The organism is Rivularia sp. UHCC 0363 (assembly GCF_034931125.1).
In the GTDB taxonomy this organism is placed as follows: Bacteria; Cyanobacteriota; Cyanobacteriia; order Cyanobacteriales; family Nostocaceae; genus Rivularia.
On the sequence record NZ_JAYGHM010000018.1, the window covers coordinates 53716 to 72021 of the forward strand.

Annotated in this window: 21 protein-coding genes; 11 read left to right on the forward strand and 10 right to left on the reverse strand. The window is 37.3% G+C overall.

The genetic code is table 11. The features are described from left to right. Positions 1 to 600: 600 nt before the first annotated feature. The 3 genes from VB797_RS12530 to VB797_RS12540 all read left to right on the forward strand — a co-directional run bounded on the left by VB797_RS12530 (position 601) and on the right by VB797_RS12540 (position 2278). Positions 601 to 1047 (forward strand): hypothetical protein, encoded by a 447-nt coding sequence (locus tag VB797_RS12530; protein WP_323238018.1) that lies wholly within the window; start codon positions 601 to 603, stop codon positions 1045 to 1047. Between the two features lie 465 nt (positions 1048 to 1512). Then, complete coding sequence (locus tag VB797_RS12535) at positions 1513 to 1845, forward strand: STAS domain-containing protein (protein WP_323238019.1); 333 nt, start codon at positions 1513 to 1515, stop codon at positions 1843 to 1845. A 70-nt stretch (positions 1846 to 1915) separates the two neighbouring features. Continuing rightward, the gene (locus VB797_RS12540; protein WP_323238079.1) at positions 1916 to 2278 is read left to right on the forward strand and encodes a hypothetical protein; all 363 of its coding nucleotides are present in this window, start codon (positions 1916 to 1918) and stop codon (positions 2276 to 2278) included. 54 nt (positions 2279 to 2332) lie between these two features. On the opposite strand, the gene VB797_RS12545 is transcribed toward VB797_RS12540, so the two are convergent. Next, positions 2333 to 3412, reverse strand: a complete 1080-nt coding sequence (locus VB797_RS12545) for a glycosyltransferase family 4 protein (protein WP_323238020.1) — start codon at positions 3410 to 3412, stop codon at positions 2333 to 2335. 505 nt (positions 3413 to 3917) lie between these two features. Between VB797_RS12545 and VB797_RS12550 the strand changes: the two genes are divergently transcribed. The 3 genes from VB797_RS12550 (at position 3918) to VB797_RS12560 (ending at position 6691) form a co-directional block, all read left to right on the forward strand. Then, on the forward strand, positions 3918 to 4715 hold the full coding sequence (locus VB797_RS12550; protein WP_323238021.1) for an SAM-dependent chlorinase/fluorinase: 798 nt from the start codon (positions 3918 to 3920) through the stop codon (positions 4713 to 4715). 344 nt (positions 4716 to 5059) lie between these two features. After that, a complete protein-coding gene (locus tag VB797_RS12555) occupies positions 5060 to 5959 on the forward strand; it encodes a metallophosphoesterase (RefSeq protein ID WP_323238022.1) in 900 nt (299 codons plus the stop codon). An 87-nt stretch (positions 5960 to 6046) separates the two neighbouring features. Beyond that, a complete protein-coding gene (locus VB797_RS12560; protein WP_323238023.1) occupies positions 6047 to 6691 on the forward strand; it encodes a DUF3386 domain-containing protein in 645 nt (214 codons plus the stop codon). A gap of 147 nt (positions 6692 to 6838) precedes the next feature. On the opposite strand, the gene VB797_RS12565 is transcribed toward VB797_RS12560, so the two are convergent. The 3 genes from VB797_RS12565 to lipB form a co-directional block, all read right to left on the reverse strand. Continuing rightward, positions 6839 to 7231 (reverse strand): GFA family protein, encoded by a 393-nt coding sequence (locus tag VB797_RS12565; protein ID WP_323238077.1) that lies wholly within the window; start codon positions 7229 to 7231, stop codon positions 6839 to 6841. Positions 7232 to 7272: 41 nt separating this feature from the next. After that, the gene (locus tag VB797_RS12570; RefSeq protein ID WP_323238024.1) at positions 7273 to 7515 is read right to left on the reverse strand and encodes a hypothetical protein; all 243 of its coding nucleotides are present in this window, start codon (positions 7513 to 7515) and stop codon (positions 7273 to 7275) included. Between the two features lie 404 nt (positions 7516 to 7919). Beyond that, the gene (gene lipB, locus VB797_RS12575; RefSeq protein WP_323238025.1) at positions 7920 to 8597 is read right to left on the reverse strand and encodes a lipoyl(octanoyl) transferase LipB; all 678 of its coding nucleotides are present in this window, start codon (positions 8595 to 8597) and stop codon (positions 7920 to 7922) included. A 435-nt stretch (positions 8598 to 9032) separates the two neighbouring features. On the opposite strand from lipB, the gene hpf reads away from it, so the two are divergent. The 4 genes from hpf to VB797_RS12595 all read left to right on the forward strand — a co-directional run bounded on the left by hpf (position 9033) and on the right by VB797_RS12595 (position 11940). Next, positions 9033 to 9692, forward strand: coding sequence for a ribosome hibernation-promoting factor, HPF/YfiA family (hpf, locus tag VB797_RS12580; RefSeq protein ID WP_323238026.1), 660 nt, complete (start codon positions 9033 to 9035; stop codon positions 9690 to 9692). 337 nt (positions 9693 to 10029) lie between these two features. Further along, positions 10030 to 11190: an acyltransferase family protein gene (locus tag VB797_RS12585; RefSeq protein WP_323238027.1), complete on the forward strand. Its 1161-nt coding sequence runs from the start codon at positions 10030 to 10032 to the stop codon at positions 11188 to 11190. 123 nt (positions 11191 to 11313) lie between these two features. Continuing rightward, entirely contained in the window at positions 11314 to 11547 is a 234-nt protein-coding gene (locus VB797_RS12590; protein ID WP_323238028.1) for a hypothetical protein, read from the forward strand. A 162-nt stretch (positions 11548 to 11709) separates the two neighbouring features. After that, complete coding sequence (locus tag VB797_RS12595) at positions 11710 to 11940, forward strand: hypothetical protein (RefSeq protein WP_323238029.1); 231 nt, start codon at positions 11710 to 11712, stop codon at positions 11938 to 11940. 165 nt (positions 11941 to 12105) lie between these two features. Here VB797_RS12595 and obgE read toward each other — a convergent pair whose 3' ends face one another. Together obgE and VB797_RS12605 are read right to left on the reverse strand one after the other, a co-directional pair. Then, positions 12106 to 13152, reverse strand: coding sequence for a GTPase ObgE (gene obgE / locus VB797_RS12600; protein WP_323238030.1), 1047 nt, complete (start codon positions 13150 to 13152; stop codon positions 12106 to 12108). Positions 13153 to 13530: 378 nt separating this feature from the next. Beyond that, positions 13531 to 14220, reverse strand: a complete 690-nt coding sequence (locus tag VB797_RS12605; protein WP_323238031.1) for a Mo-dependent nitrogenase C-terminal domain-containing protein — start codon at positions 14218 to 14220, stop codon at positions 13531 to 13533. A gap of 648 nt (positions 14221 to 14868) precedes the next feature. Here VB797_RS12605 and VB797_RS12610 point away from each other — a divergent pair. Next, complete coding sequence (locus tag VB797_RS12610; RefSeq protein WP_323238032.1) at positions 14869 to 15972, forward strand: glutamate--cysteine ligase; 1104 nt, start codon at positions 14869 to 14871, stop codon at positions 15970 to 15972. A gap of 113 nt (positions 15973 to 16085) precedes the next feature. Here the strand turns inward: VB797_RS12610 and VB797_RS12615 are convergent, their stop codons facing one another. The 4 genes from VB797_RS12615 to VB797_RS12630 form a co-directional block, all read right to left on the reverse strand. Next, complete coding sequence (locus tag VB797_RS12615) at positions 16086 to 16268, reverse strand: hypothetical protein (protein WP_323238033.1); 183 nt, start codon at positions 16266 to 16268, stop codon at positions 16086 to 16088. Between the two features lie 374 nt (positions 16269 to 16642). Further along, a complete protein-coding gene (locus tag VB797_RS12620; protein WP_323238034.1) occupies positions 16643 to 17023 on the reverse strand; it encodes a nuclear transport factor 2 family protein in 381 nt (126 codons plus the stop codon). A gap of 44 nt (positions 17024 to 17067) precedes the next feature. After that, positions 17068 to 17865, reverse strand: coding sequence for a peroxiredoxin-like family protein (locus VB797_RS12625; RefSeq protein ID WP_323238035.1), 798 nt, complete (start codon positions 17863 to 17865; stop codon positions 17068 to 17070). 94 nt (positions 17866 to 17959) lie between these two features. Further along, entirely contained in the window at positions 17960 to 18130 is a 171-nt protein-coding gene (locus VB797_RS12630; protein WP_323238036.1) for a hypothetical protein, read from the reverse strand. Positions 18131 to 18306: the final 176 nt, after the last annotated feature.

Sequence of the window (18306 nt, forward strand, 5' to 3'; positions counted from 1 at the left end):
ATAACAATTCAGTTATGTATTTAATGGAAGTTGGACTTTGATGGTCTAGTAGATCTCAGTCTTTCTAAGTCGGCATTACGTTAATGCTGTATAAAGTATTTGTAGGTGCAAGGAAGTTAGATTTGCTAGCAATTAAAACAGTTAAGCATCTCTGAACTACAATGTGGTGAATACAAATAATTTACTTGCAACTAAATAAAAAATTATTGTATTATTTCTTTAGCTAATTATCGCAGTAAGTTAAAAGAAGCAGTCCAAACTTATTAATTATGAGTAAATAAGAGGTTTCTATGAAAACGAATATTTTAAAAGTCTATTTATAAAATATCATAAATTGAGTGCAGATTCAACTGCGTCTATCGAAGGTTGAATTACAAAACAGACCATATCTAATTAAGGTTAAATAGCTGTGGTTTTTTGTGCTGAACGTATGGGCTAAAGTGTGCTTAACTGAGCCTTCCCTCTTAATGCCATAATTACTGGGCGTTAAAAATTGAATTGTGTACTTTGTTTATAGTGTGACTTAAAAATATGCGTGCATCTAAATTGCTCTTATTAAGCTTCTTTTCAATCCGGTAGTTGTTGGGATTGTATGAATTCATGAAAGAAATTAAATTGCTCAGAAGATGCGATCGCAATCGCAAGCGTTCCAAAAGAAGGGCTATCAATTGTCCCATACATGGATGTTATTTAGATAGCGTCAGTCAAAAATATAAACTATTTGCTTCCGAAGCTGGACAACTTCGGCAAAAAGGAATAGGAAGACAGAATGCATTAATATTAATTGCTAGTCAAACCGCAGTGCTTTTAGAAGATGAGTGGTTGGAAGCGTTTTGGTGCGATGAATGCCAGCGAACAGAATGGTATCATGTCAAAACAATCAACAAAAGCTCCAGCCAAAATACTGGAAGTACCTCTTATTCCATATCGGTAGCACCCCCTCAACTGTGGAAACAAGCTACGGGAGTAGATGAAACTAGAGGAAATCCTAGCGTCAGTGAATTTACTCGGAGAAATTCAAAAATGCTTGGCTACAAGAATCTTTAGAACAAAGTAAATATTTTAGATTTAGTTGAAGACCGGATAGTTGTTAAAGATATTTTATCAGGGTTAATTAGTAATTAATTTGAGCTATTTTAGCTACATTCATTTTTTTATTTTGTCAAAGCCGAATTATTCTCATATTGATTTTAAATAAAGAGTAATTTATTAGAGGTATTAATTTGAATAAGAATCCATTTATCTAAAGATATCGAATCTTGGGGAAGAATTGCCATTCAAACAAAATGTAAATTTACGGGTATTGCTCAACCATTAACTTTTAATATATGTAGTAAGGAGGGCAATTACTATTAATAAAGGAGCTTTTGCTTTGAAGCTGATGTATCGCTTGATCGCGAGCTTCTTAAAAAGCCAACGATTTATCTCTCTTAGTGTAGATATGTGAAAACTCTACATATTGTTTACTGTTAATTATCACTCATAACTTATTGACACTTAGCGATAATCTATATGCAAACCATACTTGAAAAGCCTAAATTCACAGTTTTCAAACCACAGCATTCCATTACAGCCGCAAATGCATATGCGTTTGAACGGGAATTAACTAATACTTTAAAGCAAAACCCTCATTTTGCATTGCTAGTCGATTTAGAACAAGTAGAATTTGTAGATAGTGCTGGATTAATGGCATTAATATCTAGTTGTAAAGTAGCCCAAAACTTGGGAACGCGCTTTAGTCTTTGCTCTATTTCCCCTTCTTTAAGAATCATCATTGAATTAACTCAACTCGATAACGTATTTGAGATATTTGCATCCCAACTCAAATATATAGAGATGTTTTAATTTTGTATTTATTTTTAGATTAAAACAATGCGCTTTCTCGATTTACTTAACTGTCGTCAGGATAAAATATTTGGCATTGTTTTCATTCTGTCAATTACGTTTTTCCTACAACTTTCCTTTAATCTCAATCAAACCGATCGCAATATATTTCCACAGATTATCCAGAGCAAATAGCGATCGCCAATATCATGCTTTGGGTTTAAATAATGTTGCGATCACTGGTGGAGGTTACGTCACGGGGATTTACTTTCATCCGAGAAAGCGCGATTTAATTTATATCAAAACTGATATCGGTGCTGGTTCCGTTGTTAACCAGAATATTCCTGCTTTTTCTGTTGCAGTTGGTACACCTGCAAGAATTATTAAAAACCGTTTAGATAAACAAACCGCATTTTCTGCACAGGTGCGATCGCAAAAGTCAAGAAATTCCTAGTAGATGCACCTTTGAACAAAATGGATGGCTAAATTCAAGCCATCCAACGCTGGTTTATCTCATAAGTAGATTTGCTAAAAAACGGGAATGACCGTTCTTATCAAACCTTTTGCGCGTAACTTTGCTATAAACCTCTAAGTAGCCATCTACCATACTTTTAATGCTGAAATTACGCTCGACATGAGCGCGACATTCGCTTCTATCTATTTCTCCCAGACGTTGAATTGCATCAACATAATCATCAACACTGTGACATAAAAAGCCAGTCTTACCATGTGCAATCACTTCCGGTACGGAACCCAATGGTTTCGCAAGTACGGGGGTTCCCGCAGCCATTGATTCTGTCATTACCAGTCCAAAAGGTTCTCTCCACGTTATGGGGAATAACATGGCGATCGCACCACCCAAAAGCTCATTTTTTTCAAAATGATTGGCTTCACCCAAGTATTCTATATTTTTGCCATCAAGATGAGGCTTAATCTTACTTTCAAAATAGTCTACGTCAACTCTATCGACCTTACCAGCCATCTTTAAAGGTACACCGGACTTTTGAGCTATTTCTATAGCTATGTGGGGTCCTTTTTCCGGAGAAAGTCTACCTAAAAATGCCAAATATGGAGAGTTTTGAGGTTTTGCATAAAAACGATGGCTTTCAGTATCGATACCGTTGTACACTGTTGCCGCATAATTTAGCTCTTGAATCGGTTCCCGTTGAGCATCGGAAATGCTTATATAGGGTTGTTCTTTTGCTTCTGAATAAACCTTCTTGGTGTCTGAGTTGAATGCACCGTGCAGAGTATGTACCGTTGGGGTATCGACAAAACTAGCGTGAAAAAGAGAATTATAACCAACGTGAGAATGAATTACATCGAATTTATTAGCCTGCTTATAAACTCGACTCAACTGCAAGGCTTCATAAGCGGAATACTCTGATATGGAAGGTTCTAAACGAAAAGCGCGGGGATAAACAGACTCCAAATTTGCCAAAGTTAACGAGTCTCCCGAAGCGAACAAAGTCACTTCATGTCCTCGTCGGACTAATTCATCGGTCAATAATCCTACGACCAACTCAACACCACCATAACCGGGGGGAGGTACTCTCTCCCACAGCGGAGCAACTTGAGCTATTCGCATATAAATCTCCTAAACTTTATGTAATCAACTTTAACGAAGCGAAGCAGACATACCTACTACCGGAGGATAGAAATATATTCATTATATATTCTTCCTTAGAGGTATATAACTAAATAAAACTCTTTCCAGAATGTATATTTAGTTAAACTGAACTTAATTGTTGAACATAGCGTCATTAAACGAGAACTTGAATTTATCAAACATTGCCTTGACTTAATACCTTGATATTTCTTAAATCGAGTCGGGTTTTCGTCTAGGTTTGTCGATCCCTCTAAAGTGTCTCCGCATACAATTCACCTTGATTATACGCGAAAATATATAAAATGTTTTGCTAGTTTAATTACATTATGATTCACAATGCAAGCTCCAAGCGTCATCCAAGGTTTTATGAATCTTATTTTAAATTAATATGAATCACACTTTAATCCAAATAGTTATAAATACTACAATTACAGTAATCTAAACCACATCTCACATAACTTAATTAAAATTTAATCTTCTTAAAATGTATGATTCTGGTAAGTCAACGAAACAGCGACTTCTAACATTGCTGAGTGATTTTGGAATTAGCGACGAGTATGTTGCCGTAATGAAAGGTGCGATCGCGCAAATTAATCCAATGTTAAGAGTAATTGATATCACGCATCAAATTCCACCGCAAAACATCATTGCAGCCAGATTCTGTCTGATGAATGCCTTCCCTTATTTCCCCGTGGGTACCGTCCACGTAGCGGTAGTAGACCCCGGTGTCGGAGGGAAGCGTAGAGCAGTTGCTGTAGAGTTAGCCCAAGGCTTTTTAGTTGCTCCAGACAATGGCTTAATTAGTGGAGTCTTGAGTCAAAATAGCGCGATCGCAGCAGTCGAACTCACAAATCCCGACTATTGGCTGACTCAACCAAGTAATACTTTTCACGGCAGAGATATCTTTGCACCCGTAGCAGCGCATCTAGCTAACGGCATATCTTTGCAAAAACTGGGACAAGAAATAAATCCCGAAAGTTTGGTTAAATTAGATTTACCCGAATGCAGCCGAAAAGATGATATTTTAATAGGCTGCATTCAATATATTGACCATTTCGGAAATTTAGTAACTAACATTCCGCAAAATTTTGTCAAAGGGAAAAATTGGAGTGCGGAAATACAGGGAAATACTATCAAAGCACAAAAAACTTACTCCGATGTGAAAATAGGAGAAATTATTGCCCTTATTGGTAGTCACGGTTGGGTAGAAATTGCCGTGAATGGTGGAAATGCCGAGTTAGAATTAGGTGTAAAATTTGGGGATGAAGTGCGAATTAGTTGATCATGATTTTTCATCCCAATGGAAGATTTATGTACATCGTTTTTCTGATATTAGTAATTATAAAGAACAAACATTAACCTGCAATAAATATTCATTCTATCTATAGTGTATTAGGTAGACATAGAAGATGAATTTCGCAACCAGAATTTGTCATTGCGAGCGGAACGCAGTGTAGGGAAGCAATCGCAGCATCTAGGAAGATTACGTCGCTACCCTCCGGGAACATCTATGTCCTTTGGACACGCTGAGCCGCACTTCGTGAACGCTAACGATGAACGCTCGTAATGACGTAATTTCGTCACTTTTGCGTAAGTCCTGTAGAAGATGAATTTCGCATAAAATCTATGAAAATTACGAATTTTTTAAAATACTCAGTTTTAGGATTATTCGGAATATTCGGTTTTCTAATTATTTGGGGATTAATTGAACCAAAGTTTTTTGATATTGAAGAAGAAACAGCAGTTATTCCTAATTTACCACCTGCTTGGGAAGGAAAACGTATCGGTCAACTGGCTGATTTCCAAGTAGGAATGTGGTTTGATAATACTGGTACTATGCGCCGCAGTATTGAAAAGCTTGTGGAAAAACGACCCGCAGCAGTGTTAATTAGCGGCGATTTTATTTATCATTCCTTACCAAATGCATCAGAAGAACTTAGTAAAGTTACTAACGCAATCCAACCATTAATAACAGCAAACATTCCGACTTATGCAGTATTAGGCAATCATGACTACAGTCATAAACCACCAAAACCAGAACTTGGAAAACAGGTTAAAGCTGCATTAGAAAAAATAGGCGTAACGGTATTGCAAAATCAAGCAGTTAAGATTAATTCACCTGTCGTAGAAGCAAATAATCAACCGCTTTATTTAGTCGGAATTGGTTCTTATATTGCTAATAATTCCAACGTTAAGAAAGCTTTAACACAACTTCCCGAAAATAGTCCTCGTATGGTGATGATGCATAATCCGGCATCCTTTGAGGCATTTCCACCGCAAACCGCACCTCTTGCTGTTGCAGGACATACTCACGGCGGTCAAATTCGGCTACCCTTTGCACCACAATGGTCTTGGGTATCATTAGTTAAAGGTGAAGAAGTATACGGTGACGGTTGGATTAAAAACTATGGAAAACAAGGTAATCACCTTTATGTTAATCGCGGTATCGGATTCAGCGATATTCCTCTAAGAATTAACTGTCCTCCAGAAGTTACTTTATTCACGTTACGTTCTCGTCGAACTTGATTAAAGTATCCGCTCTTTACTTGCCGATCGCACGTAGGGCTTCCCTCAATTCGAGCTAACATAATCAAAGACGATAGGAGATTATATATGACTGTAGCTAAAACTTCTGCTCGCGAACTTTTACGAGCTGCTTATGACAACCGTTACACTTGGGACAAAAATTTCCCCGGTTATACAGCAGATGTAACTTATAAATATGAAGGTAAAGAATTTAAAGGAAAAGTCCGCGTTAACCCCGATTTGAAAGCGGAAGTTTTTGACATAGAAGACGAACAAGCCAAAGAAGCAATTAATAATCAGCTATGGGAAGTTGCTATTCACCGCATTAGACGCGAATTTGAAGACTCCCACAAAGACAATACTTTTAGTGAAGGTGATACCGACGAATCCGGTGCAGTGGAAGTTTTAGTTGGTGGTAAGGCTTCTGGTGATAAATACAAAATTCGCGATCGCGAAGTAGTTCTCGTTCACCGTCACATCCACGGTGTAGTAGTTACAATCAACACCTTCAGCACCCACGACACCGGCGCAGGCTACCTAGCTCATCGCTATGATTCGGTATACCACGATCCGAAAACAGGCGAACAAAAAGGTGGTAAAAGCGAATTTGACGACAAATACGAAAAAGTTGGCGATTATTTCATCATTAACGAACGCACAATCACCACTGAAGTAGAAGGAAAACCCAAGCCCATGCAGTTTATCTTTTCTAATATTCAGATGCTAGGTTAATTGCGGAAGGGAATAGGGAATGGGGAGATGAGGGATGGGGAGACAAGGAGACAAGGAGAAATTAATTAACAATATTAATTGTTAATTCCTCACTCTTAACTCCTAACTCTTTCAATTACCAATTACCCATCCCCCATCTCCAATTCCCTACTTTTGTAATTTCTGAACATTATCTTCCCAATTTCGACCGTCAAAAGGTACTATTTCAAACTGAGATATTACATCACCATCAAGACAGCGTAGATTGACATCAATACAGTCGGGATGACTGCGAGGAATATAAAAAGAATGAATTCCGCAGTTTTTACAAAATTTGTGTTTTGCTACACCAGTATTAAACGTGTAGGTCGTTAAATTATCTTCACCTTTTAATAAGGTAAACCGATCTTGCGGCACTATTAAATGTATAAAACCTTTCTTGGTACAAATTGAACAATTGCAGTCGTCAGCTTTGCGCTCGCGAACTACAACCTGAAAACGCACCGCTCCACAATGACATCCACCTTCGTAAGTTATTGATTCCTCGATATTTGCCATAATTTATTAATTATCAATCTTAGATTCTCAATTCCTAACTTTTCTTACAAATAGTCCTGCAAGAAGTCTAACGGTTCATCTTCCCAAGCGGGTTCTGGTACCATCCAGCTTAATGCTTTGTTAATATCTTCTTCTATTTCATCGCTGTCTTTTCTATCAAATAATTCCGCCAAGATTTTCCAGTCACGCTCGTTGAATTCCACTAAGGGTGGAGCGTGTACTTCTGCTTTTTTCGGCGAATCTATACCGAAGTTTTTTATTGATTCAGGTGAAATATCGCTTTTCACAAATTCATCGTAAACGTATTTTAAATCGGTATACACTAATCAAAGGTTGGATAGATGAATATCTTATATATTTCATACAACGGCTAAACATTTTCTGCGACGGGAGCTTTTTGAGAATTTTTGTGCAAGATTTATTCAAAATATATTCAAAATATATATTCTGCATCGGTTAACTTTAACTTAAATGCATGATTTTAATAATTTTGATTTTTAAAAATAAATATTTGTTAATTAAATCCAGGACTTACGCACGGACAACGTAATTGCAGTCATTGCGACGGTCGGGAAGCAATCCCAAACCATTGGGAATTCGTAACAAATGCGTAAGTCCTAAAATCATGATTAAAATTACCTAAAAAGTATATTGGGTGATGGTTCATCCTATCCTACTCAAGGCAATACCCTCAACGTTGATGAAAATTTTCTGGAAATTGCTCAATTAATTCCACGTTAAACACTTCAGCAAAACACCTTGCAACGTGAATCCTTACTTCCGTGCAGGTAATACCGGGAATCCATTCGGTTAAACTAGCTACAGCTTTATCGGCTATACCGCAAGGCACAATCCGCTCAAAGCCTTTCATGTCAGGACAAACGTTTAATGAAAATCCGTGCATGGTAATCCAGCGACTTACTTTTATACCAATTGCTGCGACCTTACGACCTTCAACCCATACACCAGTGAGTGATGGTATACGTTCTCCTGACAATTTGTAAACTGCTAAGACGCGAATTAATACTTCTTCTAGTTGACGTAAATACCAATGTAGGTCTTGACGATGACGCTGTAAATTTAAAATCGGATACCCTACCAGTTGTCCGGGACAATGATACGTTACCTCACCACCTCGCTCAATTCGATGCACTTCATAGGTATTTTTCTCAGGATCGAATTTGAGAAATTCGCTACTTGCTCCTCGTCCTAAAGTGTATACGGGAAGATGTTCTAACAATATCAACACATCATCTAAACTTGGGTCTTTAATCCGCTGACCAACAAGTTCTTTTTGCCACATCCATCCATCTAAATATGGCATTACTACTTGGTTATATAACGAACATCGGTTATTTGTGGCAGACATACTATAAAAACTAGTAAAAGGCAAGAAGTGTAAGACACTCAATGTGTTTCAAGTTACCGCGATTGAATAAACAAATGTCAAGCAATGCAAAGGATTTTAAAGGAAAGTCACATAAAGCAGTTTTGTGAAAAATGAAGTGTTAAGTTGAATATATAACTCAGTTGTGTGGGGAGGAGTTCTCTACGGGCGATCGCCATTACGTCTTCTTAAAAGCCAAAGTGCTATCATGCGAATGGTATCTAGCTAATTTTTTAATTGATTAGGAGTTAATTCAATTGGAGTTTAGCTTAAATATGAGAAACTTTCGCATTAAGAAAGAACCTAAAAATAGTGTAAACGTTTCAGAACGTAATGAAAACGGTAGTTGTGACACTTACCGTAGCTTTTTGTTCAAATTTTCTTCATACCAAATAAGTATTCGAGCGGGAGAGTTTTATGAAGCTTGTCATCCACGGCAAAAATATTGAAATCACGGATGCGATTCGGGAATACGTGCATCAGAAGATAGAAAAAGCCGCAAGTCATTTTCAGCATATAACTAACGAGGTGGATGTGCATTTGAGCGTGGCTAGAAATCCTAGGGTTACTCCAAATCAGACAGCCGAAGTAACAATTTATGCTAACGGTAACGTGATTCGCGCCGAGGAAAGCAGCGAGAGTTTATATGCGAGCATCGATCTAGTTGCAAATAAAATTGCCCGTCAACTACGAAAATACAAGGAACGACGACGCGATTTAACTATTCACGCTGACGACAAAAACATTATTGAAGAAGTAGTTCCAGATTCATTAGTCACAGATTTAATTGGCGATCGCACTCCCGAATTACCCGAAGAAGTAGTTCGTACTAAATATTTTGCCATGCCGCCGATGACAACTTCCCAAGCTTTGGAACAATTACGTATGGTTGGACATGATTTTTATATGTTCCACAACAGCGAAACAAACGAGATTAACGTAATTTACGAACGCAACCACGGCGGTTACGGTGTAATTTTACCGCGTAACAACGGTTATTCCAATGGGAACGGAAATGGTAACGGTAAAGCTCAAGGTAACTTCACGATGCCTGTAAAAACAAACTCTAATTACTAAAAATTTACCAGTAAGATGCTTGATTTATTGGAGCAATAAAAGCATTAAGTTGAGTATTTAGCTTCTTGTGCTTGCGTAAACATAAATTTACGCAGGCACTTTTGTACAGGAGCATCGCAATTTTGAATAAATACTTTATCCGACACCCGCTTATGGGTGCGGCTACAAAAACAAAGCCCACCTTAGCTTTGCTCCGATACGAGAGTTATTAGCCCACGAAGGTGGGCTTTGTAGTATTAGCCCCAGGCTTCTAGCCTGCGGGCTTTTTGCTACATAATTATTTAAAGCATCTATAATGAATTTCATCTAATAACACTGATATGCAGCACGTATAAAAATGAATACAATTGCTCCTAATGTGTCTCAAACAATTAATCGCTTGAGTTCATTGGACGTTTTTCGCGGTATAACGATCGCCCTGATGATACTTGTAAATATGGCGAGTATTGCCGATAATGTCTATCCCCCGCTACTTCATGCTGAATGGAATGGTTGGACGGTAACAGATTTTGTGTTTCCGTTCTTCCTGTTTATTATCGGTGTAGCAATGGCTTTCTCGCTATCAAAATACACTGAAGGCAATAAGCCAAATGCGGCTTTGGGACGTATTTTTCGCCGCGCTGTGATTCTTTTTGCTTTGGGTTTATTTCTCAACGGCTTTTGGAATCAAGGTATTTGGACTTTTGGTTTAAGTACTATCCGCATTATGGGTGTACTGCAACGTATCAGTCTTGCTTACTTGTTCGCTGCTTTGATAGTCCTTTTTCTACCGCGTAAAGCACAATGGATAGTTGCGGGAATATTGCTTGTTGCTTACTGGTTAACCATGATGTACGTACCTGTTCCCAATTACGGAGCGGGGGAATTAACCGCAGTTGGTAACTTTGGTGCTTATATTGATCGCTTAATTATTCCCAAAGCGCATTTATATAAAGGGGATGGTTTCAATTTTATGGGAGATCCAGAAGGATTATTTAGTACTATTCCATCTGTTGTGAGTGTTTTGGCTGGTTATTTCACCGGAAATTTGCTCAAAAATAGTAAGGTAAATTCCTCTACGAGCATGGATTTAGTGTTATTTGGTTTAACCTGCTTAGTAATCGGTGGAACATGGGACATCTTTTTCCCGATTAATAAAAAACTGTGGACGAGTTCCTATGTAATTTTTACGGCTGGTTGGGCTTTATTGCTGCTTGCGGGTTGTTACGAACTAATTGAAGTGCGAAAAATTCGCCGTTGGGCTAAACCTTTTGAAGTGATGGGATTGAACGCGATTGCAATTTTTATGGCTTCGATTATTTTAATCAAAGTCTTGGTTAAAACTAAAGTTGGTGTAGGAGCAGAAGCACCCATGACTTACACCTGGATTTACGAAAATATCTTTGCTTCATGGGCTGGTAAATTCAACGGTTCGTTACTTTTTGCTTTTGTTACCGTACTGTTATGGTTAGCGGTTGCTTATATTATGTACCGTCAGCGCTGGTTTATTAAAGTTTGAATGAGTTAAAAGTTAAAAGTTGAGAATTAGGAATTAAAATTCTCTAATTCTGTGAAACTTGTTCATATTTAAATTAATTTGGGAACTATAAAAATACGAGAATTTTCCCAAATATGTGAATTAATGAATAAGAACAATCAACCCAAGCAAAAAAATGATAATCGCACTCAATTTATCGCTCGTTTTGGCTGCGGTTTTATCTTTGGCATTTTCTTGGCGATCGGTTTAGGATTTGTAGTTGATGCTCAAACATTTGCTGGTTTATTGGGGATAATAGTTATAGTAGCAGTAGTATGTGGTTTATTATCTGCGGCTTTTGGTGACAAGTTTTGGCTGTTATTTCGTTTTTGGTTATAATCTTGATTTTAAATTCTAATTAAACTGCCTTAATTTAAAATTTTTGTCCTAAATTTGGTTATTTAGGATAATAACTAAATAAACTATTAATCTAAAGTTACCAACTCAAATTTAATCTTAAAACAGGTTTATAGTTAAAGAGAAAAACATAGAAGCATCACAATGTCTCTAGAACCTTGTAAAGTTTGCGGTGTTCTTAACAGTAGTGAAGAAGAAATTTGTCTTAGCTGCGGTTATCCTACAAAGGGACGCAAACGACCTGTAATATTTCAAATTGCCGCGATTATTCTAGTTTTAGCTTTTCTTGTACCTTTAATTGCTACTTTAATAAATTTGATGAAACCGCAGCAAAAACCACAGCCATCAACTACTACAAAAACATCCCTCAAATAAATTGTAAGGTGTGTTAAACGCAAGACTGTCACTTGAACCGATAGCTTTGATACGTTTAACGCACCATGCAAGATTGGTGCATCGAAAAAAAATATTGATACAAACTAAAACACTGGGAGACGTTGCTTTCTTTGTATCACCATTAATCTCAACATATTTTTGAAATTAAAATGACTGGATAGAAACTGGTATTTCAATTTCAACTTCATTAGCATTCAAAGCATCAAGAGTATCCCAAATTTGCTGCAACATCGGCTGTAAACCCTCACCAGTCACCGCCGAAATAATGAAAACTGGCGCGTAGGAAAGATGATTTAACTCCATTGCTAATGCTTCTAAATCCACACTTTCTTTGTCTACAGCATCAATTTTATTCAATGCAACAATTTGCGTTTTTTCTCGCAATTTCCGCCCATATGACTGTAATTCCTGCATAATCGTTTTATATTCGCCAACTACGTTTTCGCTAGTGGCATCAATGACGTGGAGCAATACACGGGTACGCTCGATGTGACGCAGGAAATCATGTCCCAATCCTGCACCAAGGGAAGCACCTTCAATTAATCCGGGAATATCCGCAAAAACCGTTCCGTCTCCGGTAGGTTTCCGAACTACTCCTAAGTTCGGGATTAAGGTAGTAAAAGGATAATCGGCAATTTTGGGACGTGCTGCCGATAAAGCTGAAATTAAAGTAGATTTACCAGCATTTGGTAATCCAATAATTCCGACTTCTGCTAACAGCTTTAACTCTAGACGTAAGGTTTTAATTTCTCCATCCATCCCCGGTAAAGCGAATTCGGGAGCGCGATTGCGGTTACTCAAAAAACACTTATTTCCTAATCCACCCTTACCACCTTCTGCAACTATTAAAGTTTGTTCGGGTTTAGTTAAATCGCCAATTAATTCGTCAGTTTCACCATTATAAACAGCAGTACCACAAGGAACTTCAATTAATAAATCATCTCCAGATGAGCCGGTACAATTTTTCGGCCCACCGCGAGAACCGTTTTGCGCTACAAAACGACGCTTGTATCTAAAGTCCAGTAGAGTCTGTAAATTTGGAGAAGCAACCAAAATCACCGAACCACCGCGTCCTCCATTTCCTCCCGAAGGACCGCCAGCAGGTACGTACTTTTCCCGACGAAAAGCAACCATACCATCGCCACCTTTACCTGCTTCTACTTCAATTTTTGCTTGGTCGATAAATTGCATAATTATAAAAAATGGGAATGGGGCATGGGGCATGGGGTATTGGTTTTACCAATTACTGACCACTAAACTATTCCTAATAGCCCACTATATAGAAGAAATAATATTATCACTATTTGAAAGTCAAACCAGCATAATTAAACATAGAATGTTGATGACAAAGAAATAGTAAATATCACTTTTCCCTTCTAGTTCCAACATAGCAATTATTAAGATTTTTAGCTTGAAAGCGGTCTAAATCAAAACTTACGCAAAGCCCCCCAATTTATCGGGGGGTTGGGGGGATCTGTATGTTTGGAACACTATATTTGCCGTTGTCCGTGGGTAAGTCCGATAAATTCCTTTCTCCGATCCCCAATGCCCTATTCTATTTCAAACAAACTAAATATATTCCGAAATATCCTCCTCGCAATCATCTGCTAAATAGGACAAAGCACGGAAGCGCAAGCTTACGAGTTGTTCGTATAGCGGATTTATTTTGCACAAGGGAGGAATATGTATGACTTTGCGCCCAAATAGCTTGACATCCCGCTCAAAAGGACATTGATTCGGAATCATTTTGCATAAAAAGCGGGCAAGCTTGGGGTCTTGAACGTCCAAACCGTCCAGCCAGTCTCGCAGGGGATTCAAGGCTTCAATTGGCGGCTTTCCTGGAGGTGTAAGAGGTGAAGCAGCACCTGAAGCGGCTTCTGCTGGTTGAGGATTTTCTAAAGTCTGGCGCAGAGATTCCAGCAGGTTTTTCGGCTCTCCTAAAGCTTCACACAGTTTCTGTAATAACTCGTCTTCGCTGGGAGAATAGATTCCATCGGCAATGGCTACCATTACGGCAGTTCGTAAGAAGTTTTCTGCAACTGGGGTATTTTTACCTAAAATAGTTGCTAATTCTTCTGGCGTTATCGTTTCAAATGACTCTACACTCATCCCAGGAACTAATTCTTCTTGGGCGATCGCAGTTATTAATTGCTTTTCTTGCTCGTCAAAGTTTCCATCAGCCCAAGCAATAGTCAGCAGCCCACGCAGCCAAGCGGATATTTGCTCGCTGCTGTAGGCAGATTGAACGGAACTGGTCATAACTCACGTCTCTAACTTTCCCAAATACATCCTAACTCGCCGTCTAATTATCTTTCCGATCGCTTAGTGCTAATCAATATAAAAAAAGATTTTTGCTTGATATGTACATTGTTATAAGTAGGTTTTGATCGATGCTTTTTTTAGCTCGCGGCATAAGTCTTAGAGCCTTTGTTCATCATATGCAAGCGTTATTTCCGTAGCTACGAAAACCTGCTTTCTCATGCTTAATTCATTATAATGATATTATTGATAATTATTTCTATTTAAGTTTATACAAAAAAGTTTGCTGTTTTTTTTAGGAGGTGTATTGTGATTCAAGTCAACCTTGCTGATATCCAACAAACAGTATTAATTCTCCTTTTGGCAAGACCAGCAGGACTTGAACAAGGAAAAATCAATATCAATCGATGAAAACTATGTCATTAAACTTTGACTGGGGCATTTCTGATATCCGCCATCGGAATTAGAATTTTGGTTATCTAATCATGGAGGTTATAGCTAGCAAATTTTGAAGCTAAATTTATGCGGCTTTTTTCATTGAGCGATCGTTTACTATTTAAGTATATTCCCTGCTTAGAAATAGCGATCGCTTGTCATTATTTCAACTCAATTGACCCACAACTATAATTTTTTACAAAGGAATAAATAATGTTTCATTTTGGCATCGAACATGAGGTTGCTTTCATTGACAATGCTGGCAAATTTGCTGATTTTTCACGGGTAAAATTTGCTGATTTTAACCAAATAGTCGAAAAGTTACCTGTTTACAAAGACGATTATCCCGAATTACGAATAGGAGACGCTGGAATTAAAGAAAAGCGCTGGTATATCGAAGGTTTTGAGCGCTTTACTGATTCCGAAAAAGTTATTGAATGCGTACCCAAGGGAATCGAAATTAGAACCACTATAAATCCCGATATTCATAGTGCTATTGCTGAATTAACCGAAAGTTTTCGCTTGTTGAAAGAAACCGCAGCAGAATATGGTTTTTCACCAGCATTAATTAGCTTCAATCCTCACTACGATGCGTTCGTCCCAAATCCACCTTTAAATGAATATGAAACCATACGCAGAAACGCTTCTCCTGAAAAGCAAACTGCGAATATTCCCATGCTTACCTACGGACCTGATTTGAATATTTCGATGGTAGGATTAACCACCGAACGCATCATTGATATTGGTAAAAAACTGACTTTTTACAGTCCTTATATTATTCCTTTTAGCTACAGTTCTCCCTTTTATCAAGGTACTTTGTGGTCAGGCTTTTCTGTACGAACTTTTGTAAGAACGGGAATCAGACCTGCCACGATGGTATTTTTAGAAAAACAAGAAGAACTAATCAAAAGCGTACCATCTTTAACAAAAATTGCTCGCATTCCCGCAGAAATTGGCAGAATCGAATTTAAAGCTTTTGATAGCTGTAGTGATTTTTCTATTTATGCTGGATTATTAGCTTTATTGAAAGGTCTTATTTTAGACGAATCATTACTTGGTAGAGCAATTGTACCAGATGCTGAAAAACACAAAATTTCCGCACAAGAAGGATTTGATCGCGAGGATATTTTTAATCATGCTAAACAGATTTTACAAGCAGTAGAAACCGCATTAGCAGATGACCCCGATATTGAGTTCTTAACACCATTGAAAACTCTTTTGCAAAAACGAGAAACACCAGCCCACGAACTTGTTAGGTTGTACAAACATACTGGTTCCATAGAAGCAGTGCTGAAACAAACTTATCATAATTCGTAATTATTAATTAACTATGATTAGATTAAGAAATAGTTAAAGGTTAAAGGATAAAGGCAAAAAACCACACAGATTCTTACCTTTATCCACTAGCCCTTTTTAAGATACGAGAAAAGCTAATTAAGCTTTATTTCTTCCTGCTTTCTTGCTTGAACTTCTTGCCAAACATCTTCCCAACGTTCGCTAATTAAATCTTGGAGTTTAGCTAAGTATTCCTCAGACTGATAATTATCTTCTTCATCCTTCCATTTACTGTCAGTAACTAGTAAGGTCGAGATATCGGATGCTACTTTAATCATGATAAATTTGACGACTTCAAGGACTATTGCAATTTTATAGCAACAACTAGACTAAGTTGTATGCTGCTTTACAAAAGATGATAGTAAACTATATTTAGATATACAACAGTACTCAGAAATTGTAAGTAATTTCAAAACAATTTTTGAAAATAAATTGGTTAATTTTGTATTAAAAGTCAAGGTATGTAAATATATTTACGCGGAGAATTTTAGTAATTAGTAGTTGATGATACAAAATACTGGCTATTTTAATTTGTTTGTTATGACTAGTTGAATATTTCGTGTTTGTAAAATAATTACCAACTTACTACGGCATCCCCAGTCTTATTTTTAACAACTCTAAATTTACGATCTGAAGTTATTAATTTACTAGATTAGGACATGGTATCCCAAATTAATTTAGTATCTGTATGCCGAAACCTAGTAACTTTACCATCAGCTAAATCGTATACATGGGCTGTATTTGAGCGAAAGGATTTTTTGCTAAGATGAACCCCTGCATAAAAACCAATTACAACTATAGAATTCGCAGCATCTAAATATTCTTCAATCTCAAATCTCCAAGATTCCCAATCATTATTAAACGCTTTAAAGACATTCTCAATGACTGCATCTGCACCGTAGTTAGTCGAGCCGTTGGGAAATCCTTCATTTTGAATCCATTCTATGCTAGGGTCACAAATCCGCCGAAATGCTTCGTAATCTTTGTCTCGAAATGTCTCATAGAGTTCTTGAATTACTTCAATATTATTCATTGCAATTTTTACCCAATACCCTGTAAATTTATAAATACATCGCTTTAGCTATCAAGTAAAAAAGATAAAGGATTACTCATATTTTCAGCAAAACCAAGAATACCGCGATCGCGATGTTCGTAGATTAATTTACCATTGGAATCAAACAAAAAAGTTGCTCCCCGCTGTGTTAAATAAGCCGAATCTGGTACATAAGTATTCCAGTTGCTCAAAACTTCGGTCATATTTCGTAAGCGTAGAGTTGCGAGTTCAAAAGGACGCTGAAAACCTTTTCCTCCAGCATTTTTGAAAAATGAACCTTTGATTGGTGGTAGAGGTGTATTGCGAACAACTTCTTCATCAGCAATCAATTGAGGAGCTTTTTTATCTCCTTTATAACCCCTAAAAACTTCCCCTAAAGTTCCGGGACTACCAATTCCAGCACACATTAGCATCAAATTCAGCCAAGCCTTTTGTGATGTTGAGAGCATGGGGAAGTTTACATTTAAACCCTGATAAAGTTGTAAATTTTTGTGAATTTCAGCTTGGGAATCTACGAATAACCATTCTTGAGGGAATTGAGTGTAGTTACAGAATTTGATACCGGAGTTGCGATCGCCAATTCCAATAGCGCGAATTACAATTCCTTTAGCTTGGAGCTTTTCTCTTTCTCTTCGCAGCCACCAAGTGTATTCTAAGTTATCAAAATCCCCCAACTGCGACCAAATCAGTACGAGTAATTGCGAAGCATTCGAGCAACCATCTAAAACGGGTTTGATTTCTCCATCGCTAATTCGCAAACGTTGAGTTTGACTCAAGATAGAGTAAACATTTTCAGAATTGGAGCGTGTTTGAGTATTCATTGGTTACGAGCAACAGTCTTCAGATATTATTCTAAAACTATAAATCCTCAGATGTTCCCCTAATTATTTATATTTGATTGGTAACTAAATTTATTTAATCTATAACTTGTACAAATCCCATACGTACAAAATCATGCAATTTACGAATTCTTTGATTTTGCTCGTAGTTGAGAGGTTTGTCAGATAACATTCTCTTGCATAACCAATTTTGGTCGTGTCGAGTAATTCTACCAGTTCTAAAAATTCTTTCAATAATATTTTCCACAATCAAACTCCATTTAATAATGATAAAATCTTTATTTTTCTTGTTAACTTTATAACTCCTTTAAGTATGGCAAGGTTAATTAAAATCGTAAATATCAAAAGTTCATAAAAGTTTATATACTATATTCATCCTTTAGACATAGTTGCTTGAATCGAAAGTCTTAGTAGCGTATAAAT